The 19,433-nt window shown below is 67.1% G+C and carries 16 protein-coding genes; 1 reads left to right on the top strand and 15 read right to left on the bottom strand.

The annotated features are described in order from the left end of the window. Window positions 1-57 precede the first annotated feature (57 nt). From EGM87_RS18775 to EGM87_RS18760, 4 genes are all read right to left on the bottom strand, one after another. Window positions 58-1,095, bottom strand: a complete 1,038-nt coding sequence (locus EGM87_RS18775) for a zinc-dependent alcohol dehydrogenase family protein (protein ID WP_137708666.1) — start codon at window positions 1,093-1,095, stop codon at window positions 58-60. A 152-nt stretch (window positions 1,096-1,247) separates the two neighbouring features. Next, window positions 1,248-1,463 carry a 3-keto-5-aminohexanoate cleavage protein gene (locus tag EGM87_RS18770; RefSeq protein ID WP_025548736.1) on the bottom strand — a complete coding sequence of 72 codons (216 nt, stop codon included), beginning with the start codon at window positions 1,461-1,463 and terminating at the stop codon, window positions 1,248-1,250. A gap of 397 nt (window positions 1,464-1,860) precedes the next feature. Then, a complete protein-coding gene (locus EGM87_RS18765) occupies window positions 1,861-4,389 on the bottom strand; it encodes an ABC transporter permease (protein ID WP_137708667.1) in 2,529 nt (842 codons plus the stop codon). After that, the gene (locus EGM87_RS18760; RefSeq protein ID WP_099186658.1) at window positions 4,386-5,105 is read right to left on the bottom strand and encodes an ABC transporter ATP-binding protein; all 720 of its coding nucleotides are present in this window, start codon (window positions 5,103-5,105) and stop codon (window positions 4,386-4,388) included. Before EGM87_RS18760 ends, EGM87_RS18765 begins: the two co-directional genes overlap by 4 nt. Here EGM87_RS18760 and EGM87_RS18755 point away from each other — a divergent pair. Continuing rightward, window positions 5,104-5,805 carry an arylesterase gene (locus EGM87_RS18755; protein WP_048576781.1) on the top strand — a complete coding sequence of 234 codons (702 nt, stop codon included), beginning with the start codon at window positions 5,104-5,106 and terminating at the stop codon, window positions 5,803-5,805. The two genes, EGM87_RS18760 and EGM87_RS18755, sit on opposite strands and share 2 nt — an antisense overlap. A 36-nt stretch (window positions 5,806-5,841) precedes the next feature. On the opposite strand, the gene putA is transcribed toward EGM87_RS18755, so the two are convergent. The 11 genes from putA to EGM87_RS18700 form a co-directional block, all read right to left on the bottom strand. Next, the gene (gene putA, locus EGM87_RS18750) at window positions 5,842-9,444 is read right to left on the bottom strand and encodes a trifunctional transcriptional regulator/proline dehydrogenase/L-glutamate gamma-semialdehyde dehydrogenase (RefSeq protein WP_137709080.1); all 3,603 of its coding nucleotides are present in this window, start codon (window positions 9,442-9,444) and stop codon (window positions 5,842-5,844) included. A 139-nt stretch (window positions 9,445-9,583) separates the two neighbouring features. After that, window positions 9,584-9,724, bottom strand: coding sequence for a cbb3-type cytochrome oxidase assembly protein CcoS (gene ccoS, locus EGM87_RS18745; protein WP_007688161.1), 141 nt, complete (start codon window positions 9,722-9,724; stop codon window positions 9,584-9,586). Then, complete coding sequence (locus EGM87_RS18740; protein WP_137708668.1) at window positions 9,721-11,853, bottom strand: cation-translocating P-type ATPase; 2,133 nt, start codon at window positions 11,851-11,853, stop codon at window positions 9,721-9,723. The genes ccoS and EGM87_RS18740 overlap by 4 nt, the downstream gene beginning before the upstream one ends. Then, complete coding sequence (locus EGM87_RS18735) at window positions 11,853-12,329, bottom strand: FixH family protein (protein ID WP_103001697.1); 477 nt, start codon at window positions 12,327-12,329, stop codon at window positions 11,853-11,855. Before EGM87_RS18735 ends, EGM87_RS18740 begins: the two co-directional genes overlap by 1 nt. A gap of 3 nt (window positions 12,330-12,332) precedes the next feature. After that, the gene (gene ccoG, locus EGM87_RS18730; RefSeq protein WP_137708669.1) at window positions 12,333-13,763 is read right to left on the bottom strand and encodes a cytochrome c oxidase accessory protein CcoG; all 1,431 of its coding nucleotides are present in this window, start codon (window positions 13,761-13,763) and stop codon (window positions 12,333-12,335) included. A 3-nt stretch (window positions 13,764-13,766) separates the two neighbouring features. Further along, a complete protein-coding gene (ccoP, locus tag EGM87_RS18725) occupies window positions 13,767-14,672 on the bottom strand; it encodes a cytochrome-c oxidase, cbb3-type subunit III (protein ID WP_103001695.1) in 906 nt (301 codons plus the stop codon). Then, window positions 14,665-14,832, bottom strand: coding sequence for a cbb3-type cytochrome c oxidase subunit 3 (locus EGM87_RS18720; RefSeq protein ID WP_025551933.1), 168 nt, complete (start codon window positions 14,830-14,832; stop codon window positions 14,665-14,667). Before EGM87_RS18720 ends, ccoP begins: the two co-directional genes overlap by 8 nt. After that, on the bottom strand, window positions 14,829-15,575 hold the full coding sequence (ccoO, locus tag EGM87_RS18715; RefSeq protein WP_061940475.1) for a cytochrome-c oxidase, cbb3-type subunit II: 747 nt from the start codon (window positions 15,573-15,575) through the stop codon (window positions 14,829-14,831). Before ccoO ends, EGM87_RS18720 begins: the two co-directional genes overlap by 4 nt. A 146-nt stretch (window positions 15,576-15,721) precedes the next feature. Then, window positions 15,722-17,380 (bottom strand): cytochrome-c oxidase, cbb3-type subunit I, encoded by a 1,659-nt coding sequence (gene ccoN, locus EGM87_RS18710; RefSeq protein ID WP_103001694.1) that lies wholly within the window; start codon window positions 17,378-17,380, stop codon window positions 15,722-15,724. A 282-nt stretch (window positions 17,381-17,662) separates the two neighbouring features. Further along, window positions 17,663-18,430 carry a Crp/Fnr family transcriptional regulator gene (locus EGM87_RS18705; RefSeq protein WP_137708670.1) on the bottom strand — a complete coding sequence of 256 codons (768 nt, stop codon included), beginning with the start codon at window positions 18,428-18,430 and terminating at the stop codon, window positions 17,663-17,665. A 247-nt stretch (window positions 18,431-18,677) separates the two neighbouring features. Next, window positions 18,678-19,340 (bottom strand): OmpW/AlkL family protein, encoded by a 663-nt coding sequence (locus tag EGM87_RS18700; RefSeq protein WP_103000786.1) that lies wholly within the window; start codon window positions 19,338-19,340, stop codon window positions 18,678-18,680. Between the last annotated feature and the right edge of the window lie 93 nt (window positions 19,341-19,433).

Here is a 19,433-nt window from a genome sequence, read left to right as displayed (position 1 = left end):
GGATCTTTATCGCCGCATCCCTTCAGGCGGAAAGCCGGTTGCCGCCCTTCGACCGGCTCAGGGCGTGATCAGGACCTTCAAGGCCTGGGTCTTCGCCGCCCGCCCGAAAACGTCATAGGCGTCCAATATGGCGTCCAGCGAAAAGCGGTGGGTGACGAGCTGCCCGGCGTCGATCTTCTCCGCAGCCACCGTCTTCAGCAGCATCGGCGTGGTCACCGTGTCCACCAGCCGGGTCGTCACCGTGATATTATGCGACCAGAGCCGTTCGAGATGCAGGTCTGCCTTCCTGCCATGCACGCCGATATTGGCGATCACCCCGCCCGGCGCGACAAGGTCCTGGCAAAGCTCGAATGTGGCAGGGACGCCGACGGCCTCTATGGCTGCGTCGACGCCCTGTCCGTCCGTCAGGCCCCTGACGATCTCCACCGGATCTTCGGACCGGCTGTCGATGGTGCATGTGGCGCCGAACCGCCGGGCCACGGCCAGCCGGTTGGCGTCCATGTCGATCATGATGATCTGCGCCGGAGTATAGAATTGCGCGGTCAGCAGCACCGCCAGCCCGATCGGCCCCGCGCCCACGATCGCGACGCTGCTTCCGGGCGCGACCTTGCCGTTGAGCACGCCGCATTCGAAGCCGGTCGGCAGGATGTCGCTCAGCATCACCAGCGCTTCCTCGTCCATCCCCGCCGGAATGGGATAGAGGCTGGTGTCGGCATGGGGTATGCGGACATATTCCGCCTGCGTCCCGTCGATCTCGTTGCCCAGCAGCCAGCCGCCGGTCCTGCAATGGGAATAGATGCCGCGCCGGCAATAGTCGCACCGTCCGCAGGCAGTGATGCAGGAAATGAGGACATGGTCGCCGGGCGTGAAGTTGGTGACGGCAGGCCCGACGGAATCGATCACCCCGACGCCTTCATGCCCCAATATGCGGCCGGGCGCGCAACCCGGCACATCGCCCTTCAGGATATGAAGATCGGTGCCGCAGATGGTGGTGTGCGTCACGCGGACGATCGCGTCGCCGCCCTCCGCGATCTGCGGCTTGGCCCTTTCGCCCAGGCTCTTCTCGCCCGGTCCTCCATAGATCAAGGCTTTCACGATGGCCGATCCCTTCCAGATGGTTCGCCTCAGTGGCGATCCCCCGGAAGTTCCTCTCACCGGCCCTTCATTCCTATCCGTAGATTCCCGGACGGCGCCTGCCTGAACGCGCAAGCGGTCCTTGCCTCATCCTCTTGCCCGCCGGCCCGTGCCTAGAAGGCGACATTGTCGGCGCCCTTGAGGTCAAGGATGGCGCGGGTCTCCTCCGCCGTCGCGACCTCCAGCGACAGAAGTTCGAGGATGGACCGGATCAGCGCGACCTGCTCCGCATTGGATGTCGCCAATTTCCCCTTCCCTGCGAACAGCGAATCCTCCAGCCCCACCCGGACATTGGCGCCGTTCAGCGCCCCCATGGTGACGAACGGCAATTGAGCCGCCCGCTCGCCATCACATCTTCCGCTATAGCGGGCGCTTCCTGACGGACAACTTCCCCTGTTCCCGAATCCGGATCGTGCCGCTGGACCGCGACCGGATGGTGGGGCTTTTCAACCTCGGCATCGAAATACCGTTAGCGCCCTTCTTCGGCAGCATGGGCGTGGCGCGGCCGACCGCACGCGGCAGGTTCGATTCCTCGCCGCCCGCCATCCATCGTGGTAATATGGACAGCCACGCCACGCGCAAGGCGCTTCGCAACATGATCGACTTTCTGGGCGAGGCAGCGTTGCGGGCGATGGCTCGTCGACCGCAACAAGGGCGTGCATGTCGTGCTGCCGAAACGGTTGTTCGCGCAGTAGCGGCCGCTTCCCTGCGCGACAGGGCCGCTCCCTACAACGCCCGCAAGGCGCGGGCCGGCCGCACCGACATCAGCGGGATCGACCCCAACAGCCCGATCCCCAGTGTAAGCACCGCCCCCGCGCCCAGGGTCGAGAGTACGAGCAGCCAGTCCGGCGCCCAGTGGAAATCGAATATCCGCACGATCACGAACCAGCCCGCGCCAAGGCCAAGGCCAAGCGCCACCAGCGCCAGCACACCGGCCAGCAGCGCATATTCAATGCCCTGCGCGCCCAATATCTGCCAGCGGGTCGCGCCCAGCGTCTTCAGGATCACACTGTCATAGGCCCGCGCCTGGCGCGACGCCGCAATCGCCCCGATCAGCACCGCGATCCCCGCCAGGATCGCGACCGATCCCGCCAGCACGATGGCCGTGGACATCTGCCCCAGCAGCACCGTGACCTGCGCCACCACCTCGCCCACGGCGATGATCGAGACGGAGGGGAAGGCCGCCAGCAGCGCGCGTGTCATCGCCCCTTCCGACGCGCCCTTCATCGTGATCGTCGCCGACAGGCTGTGCGGCGCGCTGCGCAGCGTGTTGGGGGAGAAGACCATGATGTAGTTGAAACCCATCGTCTCCCAATTGACCTGCCGCAGGGAGGCGATGCGCGCCTCGATCTCGCGCCCCAGCACGGACACGGTGAGCATGTCGCCGATGCCGACGCCCATCACCTCCGCCGCCTCGCGGTCGAGCGAGACGAGCGGCGGCCCGGCATAGTCGCGGGGCCACCATTGCCCCTCGACCAGTTCCGACCCCTCGGGCAGCGCCTCGCTATAGGTGACGCCCCGCTCACCGCGCAGGAACCAGGCGCCCTCGGGCAGTTCCTTGAGGTCCGCCACCCGCTGCCCGCCATAGGCGACGATCGTCCCGCGCAGGGTCGGCACCATATTGACCTTGGCCCCCGGCGCCTCCCTGCCGACCAGCGCAAGGAACCTGTCCCTGGCGGCGATGGGGATGTCCAGCACGAACTGGTCCGGCGCGGTGCGGGGCACGGTGTTGCGGATTTCGGCGCTGAGGCTCGATTGGATCGCCGCCAGCGTCACGAACAGCGTCAGGCCCAGCCCCAGCGCCACCACCAGCGCCGACGTCTGCGCGCCGGGCCGATGGAGATTGGCGACCGCCAGCCGGGCAAGCGGACGACGCGGCGCGGGCAGTCGACGGGCGACGCGCCGGACCAATAGGCCGATGCCGGTCAGCAGCGCCAGCATGGCCGCGACCGCGCCCAGCATCGCCGCCGCGAACCAGGGCTCCCGCGCCGTGCCCAGCGCCAGCGCCACGGCGGCCGCCCCCGCCGCGCCCACCGCGATCATGCTCAGCCGATCGACCCCGCGCCGCCGGTCCACCGTTTCGCGGAACAGGGCAGCGGCGGGCAGGGTCCGTGCCCGCGCCAGTGGCGGCACGGTGAAGATGAAGGCGATCAGCAGTCCGTAAAGCGCGCTGGTGACGAGCGGCCAGGGCGCGATGGCGAAACCGGGCTGCACCGGCAATATGTCCCGCATCGCCGTCACCAGACCCAGCGGCAGCACGACCCCCGCCGCCAGCCCGCAGCCGATGGCCAGCACGGCCACCGCGCCGATCTGCATCAGATAGATGCGGGCGATGTCGGCGGAGGAAGCGCCCAATATCTTCAGCGTCGCAATGCCGTTGCGCTTGATCGCCAGATAGGAGGCTACCCCGTTGCTGACCCCGATCCCCGCTATGGCGAGCGCCGCGAGGCCGATCAGCGACAGGAATTGCCCCATCCGCTCCAGGAAACGGCTGGTCCCCGGCGCCGCGCCGTCGCGGTCCTTGATTTCGAAACCGGCAGAGGGGAAGGCGCGCTTCAGCCGGTCCCCCGCCGCCCCGGCATCCCTGCCCGCGCCCAGGCGGATGCGATATTTGCTCTCATAAAGGCTGCCCGGCTGGATCAGGCCGCTGCGCCTGATACCCTCCATGGAGGTGAGCGCGACCGGCCCCAGGGTGAAGCCCTCCCCCACCCGGTCCGGCTCCTCCGCAATGATGTCGCGGATGCGGAAGGTCGCCGCGCCATAGCGCAGGCCATCGCCCGGCTTCACGTCCAGCCGGTCCGCCAGCGCCTGTCCGATGACCAGCTCGTCGGTGCGCATCGGCCCGGCCCGCCCGCCTTTCAGCACCAGCGCGCCATAAAGCGGGTAGGCCCCGTCCACGCCCTTGAGTTCGGTCAGCACGGCGGAGGGTCCGGTGCCCTCCCCCACCCGCTGCGCCATGGCCCGCAGCCTGATCGTCTCGCTCAGCACGCCCTCGCGCCGGAAGGCCGCCTTCTCCGCCGCGCTGGCCTCGCGCTGGGACATCGCCACCTCGACGTCGCCGCCCAGCAACACCTGCCCCTTGCTCGCAATCTCGCCGGTGATCGCGGCGGTCAGCCCGCCGATGGTCGCCAGCGTCGCCACGCCCAGGAACAGGCAGATGAACAGCAGCCGCAAGCCCCGGAAACCGCGATGCAGGTCGCGTTGGGCGATCCGCCAGCAGCCGCGCCAGCCCAGCGCAGTTTCAGACCCCGTCACAGCCTCCGGTCCGCGACAATCAGCCCATCGCGCATCTCCACGACGCGGTCGCACCGCTCCGCCAGTCCGGGATCATGGGTGATGATCACCAATGTCGCGCCATTCGCTTCCCGCCGGGCGAACAGCAGTTCGACGATCGCCCCGCTGGTCGCGCCGTCCAGATTGCCCGTCGGCTCGTCCGCGAAGATGATGTCCGGCCCCGGCGCGACGGCGCGGGCGATGGCCACGCGCTGCTGCTCGCCGCCCGAAAGCTGGGCCGGATAATGGTGCAGCCGGTGCCCAAGTCCCACCGCCTCCAGCTCGCCCGCCGCGCGCGCGAAGGCATCCCCGAAGCCCGCCAGTTCCAGCGGCACGGCGACATTCTCCACCGCCGTCATGGTGGGCAGCAGGTGGAAGCTCTGCAACACAATGCCCACGCGCCCGCGCCTCGCCCGCGCCAGCGCATCCTCGTCCAGCGGCCCATAATCGATCCCGGCAACCCGCACTTCGCCGCCGCTGGCGCGCTCCAGCCCCGACAATATCGCCATCAATGACGACTTGCCCGATCCCGACGGCCCGAGGATCGCCAGGCTCTCGCCCCTGGGAATGGAAAGGTCGACGCCCTTCAAAATCAGCGTCGGCGCCTCGCGCGTGCCAAGCGAAAGGGTGACATTGCGCGCTTCAATCGCAATATGGGCAAGGGAGGACGAGCCGTGCATCAGCGAAAGGAACCCCATGAAGGCGGGAAGATGGTCGATATATGTGGGCGCCATGGCGATTGTGCAATTGCTCACCGCCTGTTCGGGCGAACCCGCCGCCGACAATAGCGCCGCGCCGACGGCCGAGGTCCGGAACGCCGCTGCCCCGATGGCCGACGGCAAGCTGGTCCTCGCCTTCGGGGACAGCCTCTATGCCGGCTATGGCGTGGCCCAGAATGAAAGCTTCCCCTTCCGCCTCGAACAGGCGCTGAAGGCAAAGGGGCTGGCGGTTCAGGTCCGCAATGCCGGGGTTTCGGGCGAAACCTCTCTGGGCGGCATTCAGCGCCTCGCCTTCACGCTCGACGGCCTGCCGCGCAAGCCCGACCTGCTGCTGCTCGACTTGGGCGGCAACGACATGCTGCGCGGCCTGCCGCCGGAGGACAGCGAGAAGAATCTGCGCGCCATATTGGACCAGCTCAGGCAGCGGCAGATCCCCGTGCTGCTCACCGGCATGATGGCCGCGCCCAATATGGGCAAGGATTATGGCGCGAAGTTCGACGCCATCTATCCCCGGCTGGCGAAGGATTACGGCCTGCCGCTCTACCCCTTCTTCCTCGACGGCGTGATCGGGAATCCCAGGCTGATGCAGGCCGATTCCATCCATCCCAATCCGGCCGGGGTGAACATCATCGTCGGCAAGATCGCGCCGGTTGTCGCGGGCTTGCTGAAGAAAAGCTGAGCGTGACCTGCTCCTGCGAAGGCGCGCTTGAGCCTCTTACCCGATCATCATCAGGCTGGCATTACCCCCCGCAGCGGTCGTGTTGATGGAGGTCGACACCTCCTCCAGCAGCCAGTCCAGCGGATATCCCCCATCCGCCCCCGCCGCATGGACGCTGACGACCGGCCCCGGCAAGCCGGCCACGTCCCGAACCACCGCACCGATCCGCGCGGCATCGCCCTCCACCAGCACCGCCCCAAGCGGCCCATCCGCCTGCGACGTGAAATGCGCCGCAATATGCGCGGGCAACCCCAGCGGCAGTTCCATGTCCCACAGCACCCCGCGATTGCCCGTCGCCAGTACCGCCGCCATCTGCTGCAACAACCCCTGCCGCGTCGCGGGCCGCATCCCGATCAGTCCTCGCGGATGCAGCGCATAGAGGTTGCGCTCCCCCACCGGCCCCGGCAGGGTCATCTCGACGCCCAGCGCCGAGGCATCGCCACAGCGCCGCGCCATGGCCGAAGCCTCCGCCTCGCCCTTCGCCGCCAGCCAGTCGGCAAAATCGCTGAGCGGCGACCGGAGCGAACCGGCCCGCTCGGCAAAGACCGGCGGCACCGCCACCAGCCGCCCCAGATAAAGCGGCCCGCCCGCCTTCGGCCCGGTGCCCGACAGGCCCCGCCCGCCAAAGGGCTGTACGCCCACGATGGCGCCGATCACATTGCGGTTCACATAGAGATTGCCCGCCTTCACCCGCCCCGTCACCTGAGCGACGGTATCGTCCAGCCGCGTATGCAGGCCGAAGGTCAGGCCATAGCCGGTCGCGTTGATCGCATCGACCAGCGCGTTCAACCCGGCGCGGGCAAAGCGGATGACATGCAGCACCGGCCCGAACACCTCGCGCCGCAATTGCGCGATGTCGTCGATCTCGATGATCGTCGGCGGCACGAAGCTGCCATGCCCGGTTTCCTGCGGCAGCGGCTGCTGCTCCACCGCGCAGCCCAGCGCCCGCATCGCCTCTATATGCCGCTCTATCCCTTCCTTCGCTTCGTCCGTGATGACCGGCCCGATGTCGACCGCCAGCCGGTCGGTCCGCCCGATCCGCAATTCCCGGAGCGCGCCCTTCAGCATCGCCAGCGTCCGGTCCGCCACATCCTCCTGCAGGCAGAGGATGCGCAGCGCCGAACAGCGCTGCCCCGCGCTGTCGAAGGCGGAGGCGATGACATCCGCCACCACCTGCTCCGCCAACGCGGAGCTGTCGACGATCATCGCATTCTGCCCGCCCGTCTCCGCGATCAGCGGAATGGGCCTGCCCGAAGCGGAGAGGCGGGCGGCCAATTGCCGCTGGATCAGCCGCGCCACCTCGGTCGATCCGGTGAACAGCACGCCGGCGGTCTGCGGCGCCGCCACCAGCGCCGCGCCGATCTCCCCAGCGCCGGGCACAAGCTGCAACGCATCGCCCGGCACCCCAGCCTCATGCAGCAGCCGCACCGCCTCCGCCGCGATCAGCGGGGTTTCCTCGGCAGGCTTGGCCAGCACTGCATTGCCCGCGACCAGCGCCGCCGCGACCTGCCCGGTGAAGATCGCCAGCGGGAAATTCCAGGGCGAAATGCACACGACCGGCCCCAAGGCCACCTGTGCCGGGCCGAAAGCCGCCCGCGCCTGCGCCGCATAATAGCGCAGGAAATCGATCGCCTCCCGCACTTCGGCTATGGCGTTGGGCAGCGACTTGCCCGCCTCCCGCACGATCAGACCCAGCAGAATCGGCATGCGCGCCTGCATCGCGTCGGCGGCCAGCTTCAGCATCGCGGCGCGCTCGGCGACCGGCACCTGCGCCCAGCCGCTTCCCTCCGCGCGCAGGACCGCCGCCCGCGCATGGTCCGCCGACGCCTCGAACACCGTCCCCACGACATCGCGCCGATTGGCGGGGTTCAGCACCAGCCGCGCCGTGCCTTCCTCGCCTTCCGGCGCCGCCGTCCAATTGATTTGCGCGCTTTCGGCCAACGCCTGCGCCAGCATCGCCAGCGCATTCTCGTCGCTCAGGTCGATCCCGTCCGAATTGCGCCGATCCGGATACAGTCCGGACGGCAGCGCGATCTCCGCATGCCGCGCGCCCGGATGCGGCATCGCCAGCACCTGCTCGACCGGGTCCGCGATCATCTCCTCCACCGGCACCGCCGGATCTGCAATACGGTGCACGAAGGAGCTGTTCGCGCCATTTTCCAGCAGCCGCCGCACCAGATAGGCCAGCAGCGTCTCATGCGTGCCGACCGGCGCATAGATGCGGCAGGGACGGTCCAGATTCCCCTTCCCCACCACCTGCTCATAGAGCGGCTCACCCATGCCGTGCAGGCACTGAAACTCATAGTCGCCCAGCGTGAAACCCGGCCCCGCCAGATGATGGACCGTCGCCAGCGTCTGCGCATTATGCGTCGCGAATTGCGGGAACACCCGGTCACGCGCCGCCAGCAGCTTCTTCGCGCAGGCGATATAGGCGACGTCCGTATGCACCTTCCGCGTATAGACCGGGAAGTCCGCCATCCCATCGACCTGCGCCCGCTTGATCTCCGCGTCCCAATAGGCGCCCTTGACCAGCCGCACCATGATCCGCCGCCCGGCGCGCTGGGCCAGATCGACGATCCAATCAATCACGAAGGGACAGCGCTTGCCATAGGCCTGCACCACGAAGCCCAGCCCGTTCCATCCCGCAAGCTCCGGGTCCAGCGCCAGACTCTCCAGCAGATCGAGCGACAATTCCAGCCGATCCGCCTCCTCCGCATCGATGTTGAGGCCGATGTCATAGCTTTTGGCGAGCAGCGCCAGCTCCTTCACCCGGAGCAGCAATTCCCCCATGACCCGCTCCGCCTGGGCGCGGGAATAGCGCGGATGCAGCGCCGACAGCTTGATCGAGATGCCCGGCCCGGCATAGACGCCGCGCCCGTCCGACGCCCGGCCGATGGCGTGGATGGCCTGCCGGTAATCCTCCAGATAGCGGGCCGCGTCCGCCGCCGTCGCCGCCGCCTCCCCCAGCATGTCATAGCTGTACTGGAAACCCTTGGCCTCTTCCGTCCGCGCCCGCTTCAGCGCTTCCCCGATGGTCTCGCCGGTCACGAACTGCTCGCCCATCATCCGCATGGCGAGGTCGACGCCGCGCCGGATCACCGGCTCGCCCAGCCGCGCCACCAGCCGGGTCAGCGCCGCGCCGAGGCCCCGGTCGTCCACGCTGCCGACCAGCTTGCCCGTGACCACCAGTCCCCACGTCGCCGCATTGACGAACAGCGACTTGCCACCACCCAGATGCCCGCCCCAGTCGCCGTCAGCGATCTTGTCGCGGATCAGCGCGTCGCGGGTCGCATCGTCGGGAATGCGCAGCAGCGCTTCGGCCAGGCACATCAGCGCCACGCCCTCCTGGCTGGAGAGCGAATATTCCTGCACCAGCGCCTCGACCCCGCCGCCCTTGCCGTTGGCGCGCAGCACCGTCACCAGCCTGCGCGCCATGTCACGAACCCCCCGCCGCATGGCGTCGGGCAGCGCGGCGGCTTCCAGCAAGGGCGCCAAGCACGCGGCTTCATCGCGGCGATAGGCGGCGGTGATGGCCTGGCGGAGCGGCGACTGCGGCCGGATGGCGGGGGCGAAATCGGTGAAGGGGAGCGGGTTTGTCATGTGCACCATGATAGGGAAATCATGGCATGCAATCCGACTTATAAACGGCCCATGTTAAGGCAATCTGCCTTATTAATCGCGATTATCCCGTCAAATCGTCCACCTTATCCACCCAAAAAGGGCAAAAATCCGCCGGCAATCAATCCTCGTCGATCAGGATGCGCACCGCCGCCCCATCCGTATCCTCGAACTGGCCATTGCCCAGCGCCCAGAAAAAGGCCGCCAAGCCCAATAGCCCCAGCCCAAGCGCAATCGGAATCAACAGGCTGAGACCGGTCATTTCACGGCTCCTTTCAGGCGCAAGGCATTGGCGATCACGATCAGCGAGGATGTCGACATCGCCACAGCCGCGACCAGCGGCGTCACCCTCCCCGCTATGGCCAGCGGCACCGCCAGCACATTATAGCCGATCGCCAGCGCGAAATTCTGCTTCACCACCGCGACCGTCCGCCGCGCCGCATGCACGGTCAGCGCCACTGGCGCCAGCCTGTCGCCCAGGAATACGGCGTCGGCGGTAAGCTGGCTCGCATCGCTGGCGGAGGCGGGCGCCATGCTGGCATGACCCGCCGCCAGCGCCGGGCCGTCGTTCAGCCCGTCCCCGATCATCAGCACCTTCTCGCCCCTGGCCTTCAGCCGGTCGATCAGCGCCAGCTTGTCGGCGGGGCGCAGATGGCCGATGGCGGTAGTGCGGGTTTCGCGGGCAATCTCCTCCAGCGCTTCGGGCCGGTCGCCGCTGGCGATCAATATCTTCATCCCCATGCCGCGCAGCACGTCCAGCGTTTCCGCCGCATCGGGCCGCAACGCGTCGGTGAAGCCCAGCAGCAAGGCCTGATCCCCGCGCCGATATTCCGCCGCCAGCCCGAACAGGTTGATCAGGCTGCGCGGACGCGCCAGCGACACGGCCACGCCTTCATAGTCCGCGAACACGCCCTCCCCCGCCACTTCGCGTACATTGTCGAGCGCGGCGGGCGTCGCCCCCCGCGCCTCCAGCGCCTGCCGCAAGGCGACGCTCAGCGGATGGCGAGACGCCCGCGACAGGGACAGCAGGATCGACCGGTCGTCGCGCCACAGACGGCGCAAGCCCTGCGGCACCGGACGGCCCAGCGTCAGCGTGCCGGTCTTGTCGAACACCGCTTCGCTGACCTCCGCCAGCCGTTCCAGCGCCGACCCGTCCTTGACCAGCACGCCCCGCCGCATCAACGCGCCGCAGGCGACGATCTGCGCCGCGGGCACCGCCAGCCCCAAGGCGCAAGGACAGGTGATCAGCAACACCGCCACCGCGATCAGCAACGCCTGATGCACCCCCGCCCCGGCGATCATCCACCCCGCGAAGGACAGCGCCGCCAGCAGATGGACGCAGGGCGCATAGAGCCGCGCCGCCCGGTCGGCCAGCCGCACATAGCGCGACTTGCCCTGCCCCGCCTCCTCCATCAGCCGGGCGATGTCGGCAATGACGGTGTCGGCCCCCGCCGCCGTCACCTCCACCCGGATCGGCCCGTCGATGTTGAGCGAGCCCGCCTGCACATCGTCGCCGGGATGCACCCGCACCGGCGCGCTTTCCCCGGTCAGAAAGGCGATGTCGAGCCCGCTTTCGCCCTCCACGACACGCCCGTCGGCGGCCAGCCTTTCGCCTGCCGCCACCAATATCGTCATGCCGGGGCGCAGAGCGTCGGCCCGCGTCCAACGGCTGCTCCCGTTCGCCTCCAGCACCAGCGCCCCCGGCGCGGTCTGCTTCAGCAGCGCCGCCACCCCCGCCCGCGCCCGCCCACGCATCATGCTGTCGAGCGAACGCCCCGCCAGCAGGAAGAACAGCAGCATCACCGCCCCGTCGAACCAGGCATGCGCCCCGCCAGTCACCGTCTCGTAAAGACTCATTCCGGTCGTCAGCAGCACGCCGATGCTGATCGGCACGTCCATATTGGTCCGCCCCTGCCGCAACGCCGCCCAGGCCGAACGGAAGAAGGGCTGGCCCGCATAGGCCACCGTCGGCAGGGCGATCAACGCGGAGAGCCAGTGGAACATCTCCCGCGTAGCCCCCGCCGCCCCGGACCAGACAGACACCGACAGCAGCATGATGTTCATCGCCGCGAAGCCCGCCACCACCAGCGCCCGCGTCAGCCGCCGGCTTTCGGCCGCCGCGACATCCAGCCCCGCATCGGCCAGCGGCTCCGCCTCGAATCCCAAAGCGGCGATGGCGGCGCGCAGGTCGGGCGGGGTCAGCGCCGGATCGTGCCGGATGGCGACCCGCTTCGCGCCCATATTGACCCGCGCCGACACTATGCCGGGCTGGCGGGGAAGCCCCTCCTCGATCCTGGCGATGCAGCCGACGCAATGGATGCCGGGGACGGCGAACAGGCTTTCGACCGTCTCTTCCGCCACCGGATCGGGGATCAGCGCCTTCGTGGCCATCAGTCGACCTCCCTCAACAGATGCTCCTCGCGCCCGGCAAGACGAAGGTCGAAGCGGACCTGCCAGCGCCCCTTCGGCAAGGCCCGGTCGCTGGCATAGACGCCCGGCGCGGTCTCGCGAAAGACCAGCGACAGGTCCGGCGTCCGCCCCAGCGGATGCTGCGCCACCGCCGTCACCTGGCCGCCCGCCACTGGCGCGCCCCTGGCGTCGGTAAGGGCCAAGCCGACATGCCGCGCAGTATCCAGCGTCACCCTGTCCCGCCATCCCAGCCGCTTCTGCGCCCGCGCCTCCGCCAGCCAGCCATTGAATTTCTGGCTGGCGACATAGCTGTTCTCGACCACCGTGCCGCCGAAGGACCGCACCGCAACGGTCGCCATCAGCATGTTGACCGCGATCACCACGGCGAAGAACGCCGCCAATATCGCCGTCATGTGCCAGCCGGTGAAGCGGCGCATGGGGGATGGAGCAGGGGTCATGCTTCAGGGCCTTTCAAATCGGGCGGGTTCGCTGGCGCTGCCGCCTTCGCGATCGATGGCGCGCACGGTGAAGCGGAAATCCTGCCGCGCCGGGCCGCCGGACGGCAGCGTCAGGAAGATGCGCAGCTTCGCCACGCTGTCGGCGGGCACGGTCGTCCGCACCGTCGCGGCGGCATTCTCCCGCGACCCCGCATCGGTCCACATCCGGCCGCCGGGCAGGCCAGTGAGGCCCACCTCCATCGGTCGGGGCCGCGCCTGCATATTGCGCAGCTTGACCGTATAGGCGTTGCGGATCGCGCCATCGGACAGGCGCACGAAGATCGGATTGCGGTCCTGCTGCGCGCTGATCTCCAGCCGCTCGCGCGCGCCCAGCGCGAACAGCATGGCCGCGCCGATCCCCGCCCAGACCGCGAAATAGGCGATGGTGCGCGGCCGCAGCAGAGTCTTCAGCACCGGTCGCGGCGCCGCGCCCTTCTGCTCCGCCTCCGCATCGTCCTGCGTGCAATAATCGATCAGACCGCGTGGCCGCCCGACCTGCGCCATCACCTTGTCGCAGGCGTCGATGCAGAGCGCGCAGGTGATGCAGCCGATCTGCGGCCCTTCGCGAATGTCGATGCCGGTCGGGCAGACCGCGACGCACTGGTTGCAATCCACGCAGTCGCCAAACGCGCCCGGATGCGCCTGGGCCTTCTTCAGGCTCCCGCGCTTCTCCCCGCGCCAATGCTTGTAGGTGACGATCAGTGACTTCTCGTCCAGCATCGCGGTCTGGATGCGCGGCCAGGGGCACATATAGATGCACACCTGCTCCCGCATGAACCCGCCCAGCACGAAGGTCGTCGCGGTCAGCACGAAAGTCGTCGCATAGGCTTGCCACGCGGCGGTCCCGCTCCAGAACTCCCGTTGCAGCGTCGGGGCGTCCGCGAAATAGAATATCCACGCGCCCCCGGTGACGAAAGCGATCCCCAGCCAGACCGACCATTTGAAAAGCCGCCGGGCGATCTTCACCGCCCCCCATGGCGCCTTGGCGAGCCGCAACTGCGCATTGCGGTCGCCGTCCACGAAACGCTCGACATGCTGGTAGAGGTCGGTCCAGACCGTCTGCGGACAGGCATAGCCGCACCAGGCCCGACCCACCGCCGACGTGACGAGGAACAGCCCGATCCCCGCCATGATCAGCAGGCCCGCGACATAATAAAATTCCTGCGGCCATATCTCGATGGAGAACATGTAGAAGCGCCGATGGGCCAGATCGACCAGCACCGCCTGATCCGGCGCATAAGGCCCGCGGTCCCAGCGCAGCCAGGGCGTGCCCCAGTAGATGGTCAGCGTCACCGCCATGATCGCCCATTTCAGGCGGCGGTAGAAGCCGTCCACCGCCTTGGGATAGACGCCCTTGCGCTTCTCATAGAGCGAGGCGGAGCCGGACATGAACATGGCTTATCGACCTGCCCCCGCACCAGCGGGAGGGGCCGCCTCACCCCCGCCCAGGCTGTGCACATAGGCCGCCAGCATCCGGATGGTCGCCTTGTCCAGCTTGTCGTCCCAGCGCGGCATCACGCCATGGCGGCTGTTCCAGACGGTCTCGCGGATGGTCCCCGCATCGCCCCCGTAAAGCCAGATCGCATCGGTCAGATTGGGCGCGCCCAGCTCCCGGTTGCCCTTGCCCGCCGGGCCATGGCAGACCGCGCAATTATCGGCAAAGACCTTGTCCCCGCGCCGCGAAGCCGCGCTCGGACGGTCCTGCCCGCTGATCGCCCGGACATGCGCCACCACATCGTCCACCTGCGCCGCCGTCAGCAACTGGTCCTTGCCGAAGGCCGGCATCAGCGACTGGCGGGTCGCATCATGATCGGGATTGCGGACGCCATCGGTGATCGTCTTCTCGATCGTCGCCAGATCGCCGCCCCACAGCCAGTCGTCGTCATTGAGGTTGGGATAACCCCTGGACCCCGCCGCCCCCGACCCATGGCATTGGACGCAATGCACCCGGAACGCCGCGCGCCCGCCCTCGACCGCCTGCTGCATCATTTCCGGCCGCCCCGGCAGCGCCGTAATCGGCGTCTCCGCAATCGCCCGGCGGATCGGCGCAATCTGCCTTTCCCGCGCCGCCAATTCCCTGTCCAGCGCCCCCCGGCTCGACCAGCCCAGCATGCCTCCGGTCGCCCGGTCGATCATTGGGATAGCCGGATAGGCGATCATATAACCGATAGCGAACAGGATCGTCGCGTAGAAGGTCCACAGCCACCAGCGCGGCAAAGGCGTGTCCAGTTCCTGGATGCCGTCCCATTCATGATGCTTGATCTCCGTCCCGGTGGCGGGATCGATGCGCTTGTCGTCAGCCATGCCCGGCCTCCGTCTGATCGTCGAAAATGGCGAGCGCGGCCTCCGCGCTGCGTTGCCGCCCATGGGGCAGGAAGTGCCAGCCGATGAGGGCCACATAGAGCACCCCCATGAAGACCAGCCCCCAGCTATCGGCAAAATGCCGCAAGGCGTCGTAGCTCATCTGTCGACCTCCTGCGGTTTCGCGCTGTCCACATCGACCAGCGTGCCCAGCATCTGGAGATAGGCGACCAGCGCGTCCATCTCGGTCAGCTTGCCCGGATCGCCGTCGAAATCGCGCGCCTGCGCCTTGGGATAGCGTTTCAGCAGGTCGCTGCTGTCCGCATCCGGATCGGCCTGCGCCTTCAGGTCGTCATTCGCCCTGGCGATGTCGTCCTTCGTATAGGGAACGCCGACATCATTGAGCGCCGTCAGGTCCTTGCGCATGTCGGGCAGCTTCAATTCCCGCTCCGCCAGGAAGGCATAGCCGGGCATGATCGATTCCGGCACCACGGCGCGTGGGTCCTTCAGATGCTGGACATGCCATTCGTCCGAATAGCGGCCGCCCACCCGCGCCAGATCCGGCCCGGTCCGCTTCGACCCCCACTGGAAGGGGTGATCGTACATGCTCTCGGCGGCAAGGCTGTAATGGCCATAGCGTTCCGTCTCGTCCCGGAAGGGCCGGATCATCTGGCTATGACAATTATAGCAGCCTTCGCGTATGTAGATGTTCCGCCCCGCCAGCTCCAGCGGCGTATAGGGACGCACGCCCTCCACTTTCTCGATCGTATTGTCGATCCAGAAAAGCGGCGCGATCTCCACAATGCCGCCGATGGCGACTGTAATCAGGGCGGCGATGCCCAGCAGCGAAACATTCCGCTCCAGCCTGCCATGATCGAAGAATTTACCCTTGGTCTTGGTTGCCATTCTCAAAGTCCTCAAATCGAGGGAAACTTCCAACCCCCGTTCGCCCTGAGCCTGTCGAAGCCTGTCCTGAGCGCCTGCCTTGCAGGCAGTCGAAGGGGGCTTTTCTTCTTATTGAAGAGCAGGCCCAGCCCGAACGGAGAGGGGTTTCAGGTCGCCGCGGGCACCAATGGTCTGTCCGCCGCAGCATCATAAGCCGCATCGTTCATCGGCTTCTCCACACGCAACGGACTGCCCGCGATGGTCTTGCCGATGTTCCAGGCCATGACGATCGCGCCGCTCAGGTACAGAAGACCTCCCGCCGCCCGGATCAGGTACATGGGGAACATGGCGCTCACCACTTCGGAGAAGGCGTAGACCAGATAACCGTCGCTGCCATATTCGCGCCACATCAACCCCTGCATGATGCCAGCGACCCACATCGACGCCGCGTAGAGGACGATGCCCACCGTCGCCAGCCAGAAGTGCCAGTTCACCAACCGAAGACTGTACAGCCGCTCCCGCTTCCACAGTCTTGGCGTCAGATAATAGAGGCAGGCGAAAGTGATGAGGCCATTCCAGCCCAGCGCACCACTATGCACATGGCCGATGGTCCAGTCGGTATAGTGGGAGAGACTGTTGACCGCCTTCACCGACATCATCGGACCTTCGAAGGTAGACATGCCGTAGAAGGCCAGCGCCATCACCATCATGCGGATGATCGGATCGGTGCGAATGCGGTCCCATGCGCCGTTCAGCGTCATGAGGCCATTGATCATCCCGCCCCAGCTCGGCATCCACAGCATGACCGAAAAGACCATGCCCAAAGTCTGCGCCCAGTCGGGCAACGCGGTATAATGAAGATGGTGCGGACCCGCCCAGATATAGAGGAAGATCAGCGACCAGAAATGGATGATGGAAAGCCTATAACTATAGACCGGCCGTTCCGCCTGCTTGGGCACGAAATAATACATCATGGCCAGGAAACCGGCGGTCAGGAAGAAACCGACCGCATTATGCCCGTACCACCATTGGGTCAGCGCATCCTGCACGCCCGCGAAAGCGCTGTAGCTCTTGGACCCGAGCCAGCTCACCGGCATGGAAAGATTGTTGACGATGTGCAGCATCGCGATCGTCAGGATGAAGCTCAGGTAAAACCAGTTCGCCACATAGATATGCGGCTCGCTGCGGCGCAGGATGGTGCCGCCGAACACAACCAGATAGGCGACCCAGACGATGGTCAGCCACAGGTCGACATACCATTCCGGCTCCGCATATTCCTTGCCCTCGGTGATGCCCAGCAGATAGCCGGTCGCCGCCAGCACGATGAAAAGCTGATAGCCCCAGAAGACGAACCGGGCGAGCGCCGGAAAGGCCAGCCGCGCCCGGCACGTCCGCTGCACCACGTAGAAGCTGGTTGCGATCAGCGCATTGCCCCCGAAGGCGAAGATCACGGCGGAGGTATGCAGCGGCCGCAGCCGCCCGAAACTGGTATATTCAATCCCCAGGTTGAGCGCCGGAAAGGCCAGTTGAAGCGCGATGTACAACCCCGCCAGAAAGCCCGCCAGCCCCCAGAAGACGGTCGCGATCACGCCCCAGCGGATCGGGTCGTCGTCATATTTCCCCTGGGATGCGGGCATCTTCAGCAGCCCGCGGGTGATCGCCTCATAATCGGCGTGCCGCATCGTCAGCACGGCGACGGCCAGCGCGGCCGCGCAGACGATCCCCATATGCACGGCAAAGCCGAAGTCCGCCGCCGCCAGCGCCGCCAGAAAGGCCAGCGTCGCGAGCGCGAACCAGCCGCCCGTCTTCCAAACCAGTTGCTCCATAGGATTTCCCCGTCAAAGGCTTTGCGGCGTCCTTCGTCCGGGAGCCGCCCTTATGCATTGACCTCTGTCAAAGCCCGCGCCGCAGGTATGTAGGGGAATGTCCGTATCGGGTGGGAAGCGGACATTCCCCCTCCCGCAGGCGGGAGGGGGCTAGGGGGTGGGCGCGAGCGAAGCGAGCCTCTGCGCTATCGGTGAGGGAAGACGCCGCTAACGCGGCGGCCCGCCCCCGGCCCCTCCCGTTTACGGGAGGGGAGAAAACGTCTGCAAGGGGCCAACCACCCCTCACTCCCCCTCGGCCATCCCCTCCAGCCGCCCGGCATCCACGATCCGCACCCCGCGCCGCCCGGCGAGCGCGATCACGCCCATCCGCTTCAGATCGCCGATCTGGCGCGACACCGTCTCGATGGTCAGCCCCAGCACATCCGCGATCTGCTGCCGCGACAAGGGCAGTTCGATCACCCCGGCCCCGTCCGCCCGCAACCGCCGGTGCATGTCGAGCAGCAGGGTCGCGACCTTCTCCCGCGCATTCTTCCGCCCCAACAGCAGCATCCACGCCCGCGTCCGGTCCAGATCGTCCAGCGTCCGCTGCAACAGCCGGTGCTCCAGCGCCGGATGCTCCCGCGCAAAGCCGTCGAACGCCCCCCGCGGATAAAGGCACAGCCGCGCATCGGTCAGCGCGGTGACGCTGTGCGGCGTGCGCGCGCCGAAGGGGCGGCCGATGAAATCCGATGCATAGACGACGCCGACGATCTGCTCGCGCCCGTCGCCGGTGGAGGTGGACAGCTTCAGCGTCCCCTCGATCACATTGGCGACCAGCGTCGAACTGTCGCCTTCCCACATCACGGTCTGCCCGGCCTGCAACGACACCCGCCGCCCGATCCGGTTCAGCGCCACGCGCTGCTTTTCGTCGAGATCGGCGCAGATCGCCTGATCGCGCACCTCGCACCGTTCGCAATATTGCCCACCGCAGCCCTTGGCCGGCGGCGTCGCCGCCATGACGAAGGCCCCATCGTCCTGCGCCTTTTGCGCCAGATCAAATCGCATATCCATGCGCCGATCCATGCCGCCACCGCGCGCCGCAACCTATCCGTAATTGTCCCTAAGAGGCGAAAGTGGGTGGATTGCGGACATTCCCCCTCCCGCAGGCGGGAGGGGGCTAGGGGGTGGGCTGGCGCGACATCAGCGTGAATTTTCAACGGCTAAGCTGGAAGCTCGCTGCGCTCGCGCCCACCCCTAACCCCTCCCGTTTACGGGAGGGGAATGTCCTGAATTGGCCAAAAGCCGCCACCCCTTCCCATCAGAACTTCATCCCCACACCCACGCCGAAGACAAAGGGATCAAGCTCCAGCTTCACCTTCTGCACCCCGGCAGCAGCAGTCGACAGCCGCGCCGTCGTATCGATGTCGATATATTTGAGGTCCAGATTCAGGAACACCCGCTCGTTAAGGTCGATGTCGACGCCGACCTGCCCCGCCCAGCCGAAGCTGTCGGACATATGCACCTTGGTCGCGCCCACAGCGCCCTCCAGCGCGTTCGACGCCTTCTCATTATAGAATAGCGTATAATTCACCCCCGCCCCGACATAGGGCCGGATCTTCCCTTCGGGCAGGAAATGATATTGCGCCGTCAGCGTCGGCGGCAGCACCCAGGTCGACGCAAGCCTGCCGATGCCCCCGGTCGTGCCGGTCCGCCCGCTCGCGCTATGCTTGGTGGTCGCGGCGATCAGCTCGAAACCGATATGGTCGGTCGCCATATAGGTGACGTCCACTTCCGGCATCACGCTGTTGTCGACCTTCACCTTCTCGCTCGGAAAGGCGGGCAGCACGCTCCCGCTCTTCTCGTTGGGCGCGACCATGATGCCGCGCAGCCGCACCAGCACATCGCCCTGCGCCGCCTGCGCCGGCGCGGCCAGAACGGCGCAGCCGGCAGCCGCCCCCAGCAGGATCGTCTTGATGGTCATGTCCTTGATCTCCATCCCTGTTTGTCGGTGCCGCCCTTCTGCCGCGCCCGAACGGACCCGGCATTGATCCTGCGCAACCGGCAATTTGACCTG

It is taken from the genome of Sphingobium sp. RSMS (assembly GCF_005406185.4).
Classification (GTDB): Bacteria; Pseudomonadota; Alphaproteobacteria; order Sphingomonadales; family Sphingomonadaceae; genus Sphingobium; species Sphingobium fuliginis.
This window is presented reverse-complemented; position numbering and strand designations above follow the sequence as displayed.

Bases quoted from the DNA above. Each gene is read 5' to 3' on its own strand.
- EGM87_RS18755 (WP_048576781.1), top strand. From the start codon at position 5,104: ATGAAGGCGGGAAGATGGTCGATATATGTGGGCGCCATGGCGATTGTG.
- EGM87_RS18760 (WP_099186658.1), bottom strand. From the start codon at position 5,105: ATGGGGTTCCTTTCGCTGATGCACGGCTCGTCCTCCCTTGCCCATATT.
- putA (WP_137709080.1), bottom strand. From the start codon at position 9,444: ATGACAAACCCGCTCCCCTTCACCGATTTCGCCCCCGCCATCCGGCCG.
- ccoS (WP_007688161.1), bottom strand. From the start codon at position 9,724: ATGACCGGTCTCAGCCTGTTGATTCCGATTGCGCTTGGGCTGGGGCTA.
- EGM87_RS18740 (WP_137708668.1), bottom strand. From the start codon at position 11,853: ATGGCCACGAAGGCGCTGATCCCCGATCCGGTGGCGGAAGAGACGGTC.
- EGM87_RS18735 (WP_103001697.1), bottom strand. From the start codon at position 12,329: ATGACCCCTGCTCCATCCCCCATGCGCCGCTTCACCGGCTGGCACATG.
- ccoG (WP_137708669.1), bottom strand. From the start codon at position 13,763: ATGTTCATGTCCGGCTCCGCCTCGCTCTATGAGAAGCGCAAGGGCGTC.
- ccoP (WP_103001695.1), bottom strand. From the start codon at position 14,672: ATGGCTGACGACAAGCGCATCGATCCCGCCACCGGGACGGAGATCAAG.
- EGM87_RS18720 (WP_025551933.1), bottom strand. From the start codon at position 14,832: ATGAGCTACGACGCCTTGCGGCATTTTGCCGATAGCTGGGGGCTGGTC.
- ccoO (WP_061940475.1), bottom strand. From the start codon at position 15,575: ATGGCAACCAAGACCAAGGGTAAATTCTTCGATCATGGCAGGCTGGAG.
- ccoN (WP_103001694.1), bottom strand. From the start codon at position 17,380: ATGGAGCAACTGGTTTGGAAGACGGGCGGCTGGTTCGCGCTCGCGACG.
- EGM87_RS18705 (WP_137708670.1), bottom strand. From the start codon at position 18,430: ATGGATATGCGATTTGATCTGGCGCAAAAGGCGCAGGACGATGGGGCC.
- EGM87_RS18700 (WP_103000786.1), bottom strand. From the start codon at position 19,340: ATGACCATCAAGACGATCCTGCTGGGGGCGGCTGCCGGCTGCGCCGTT.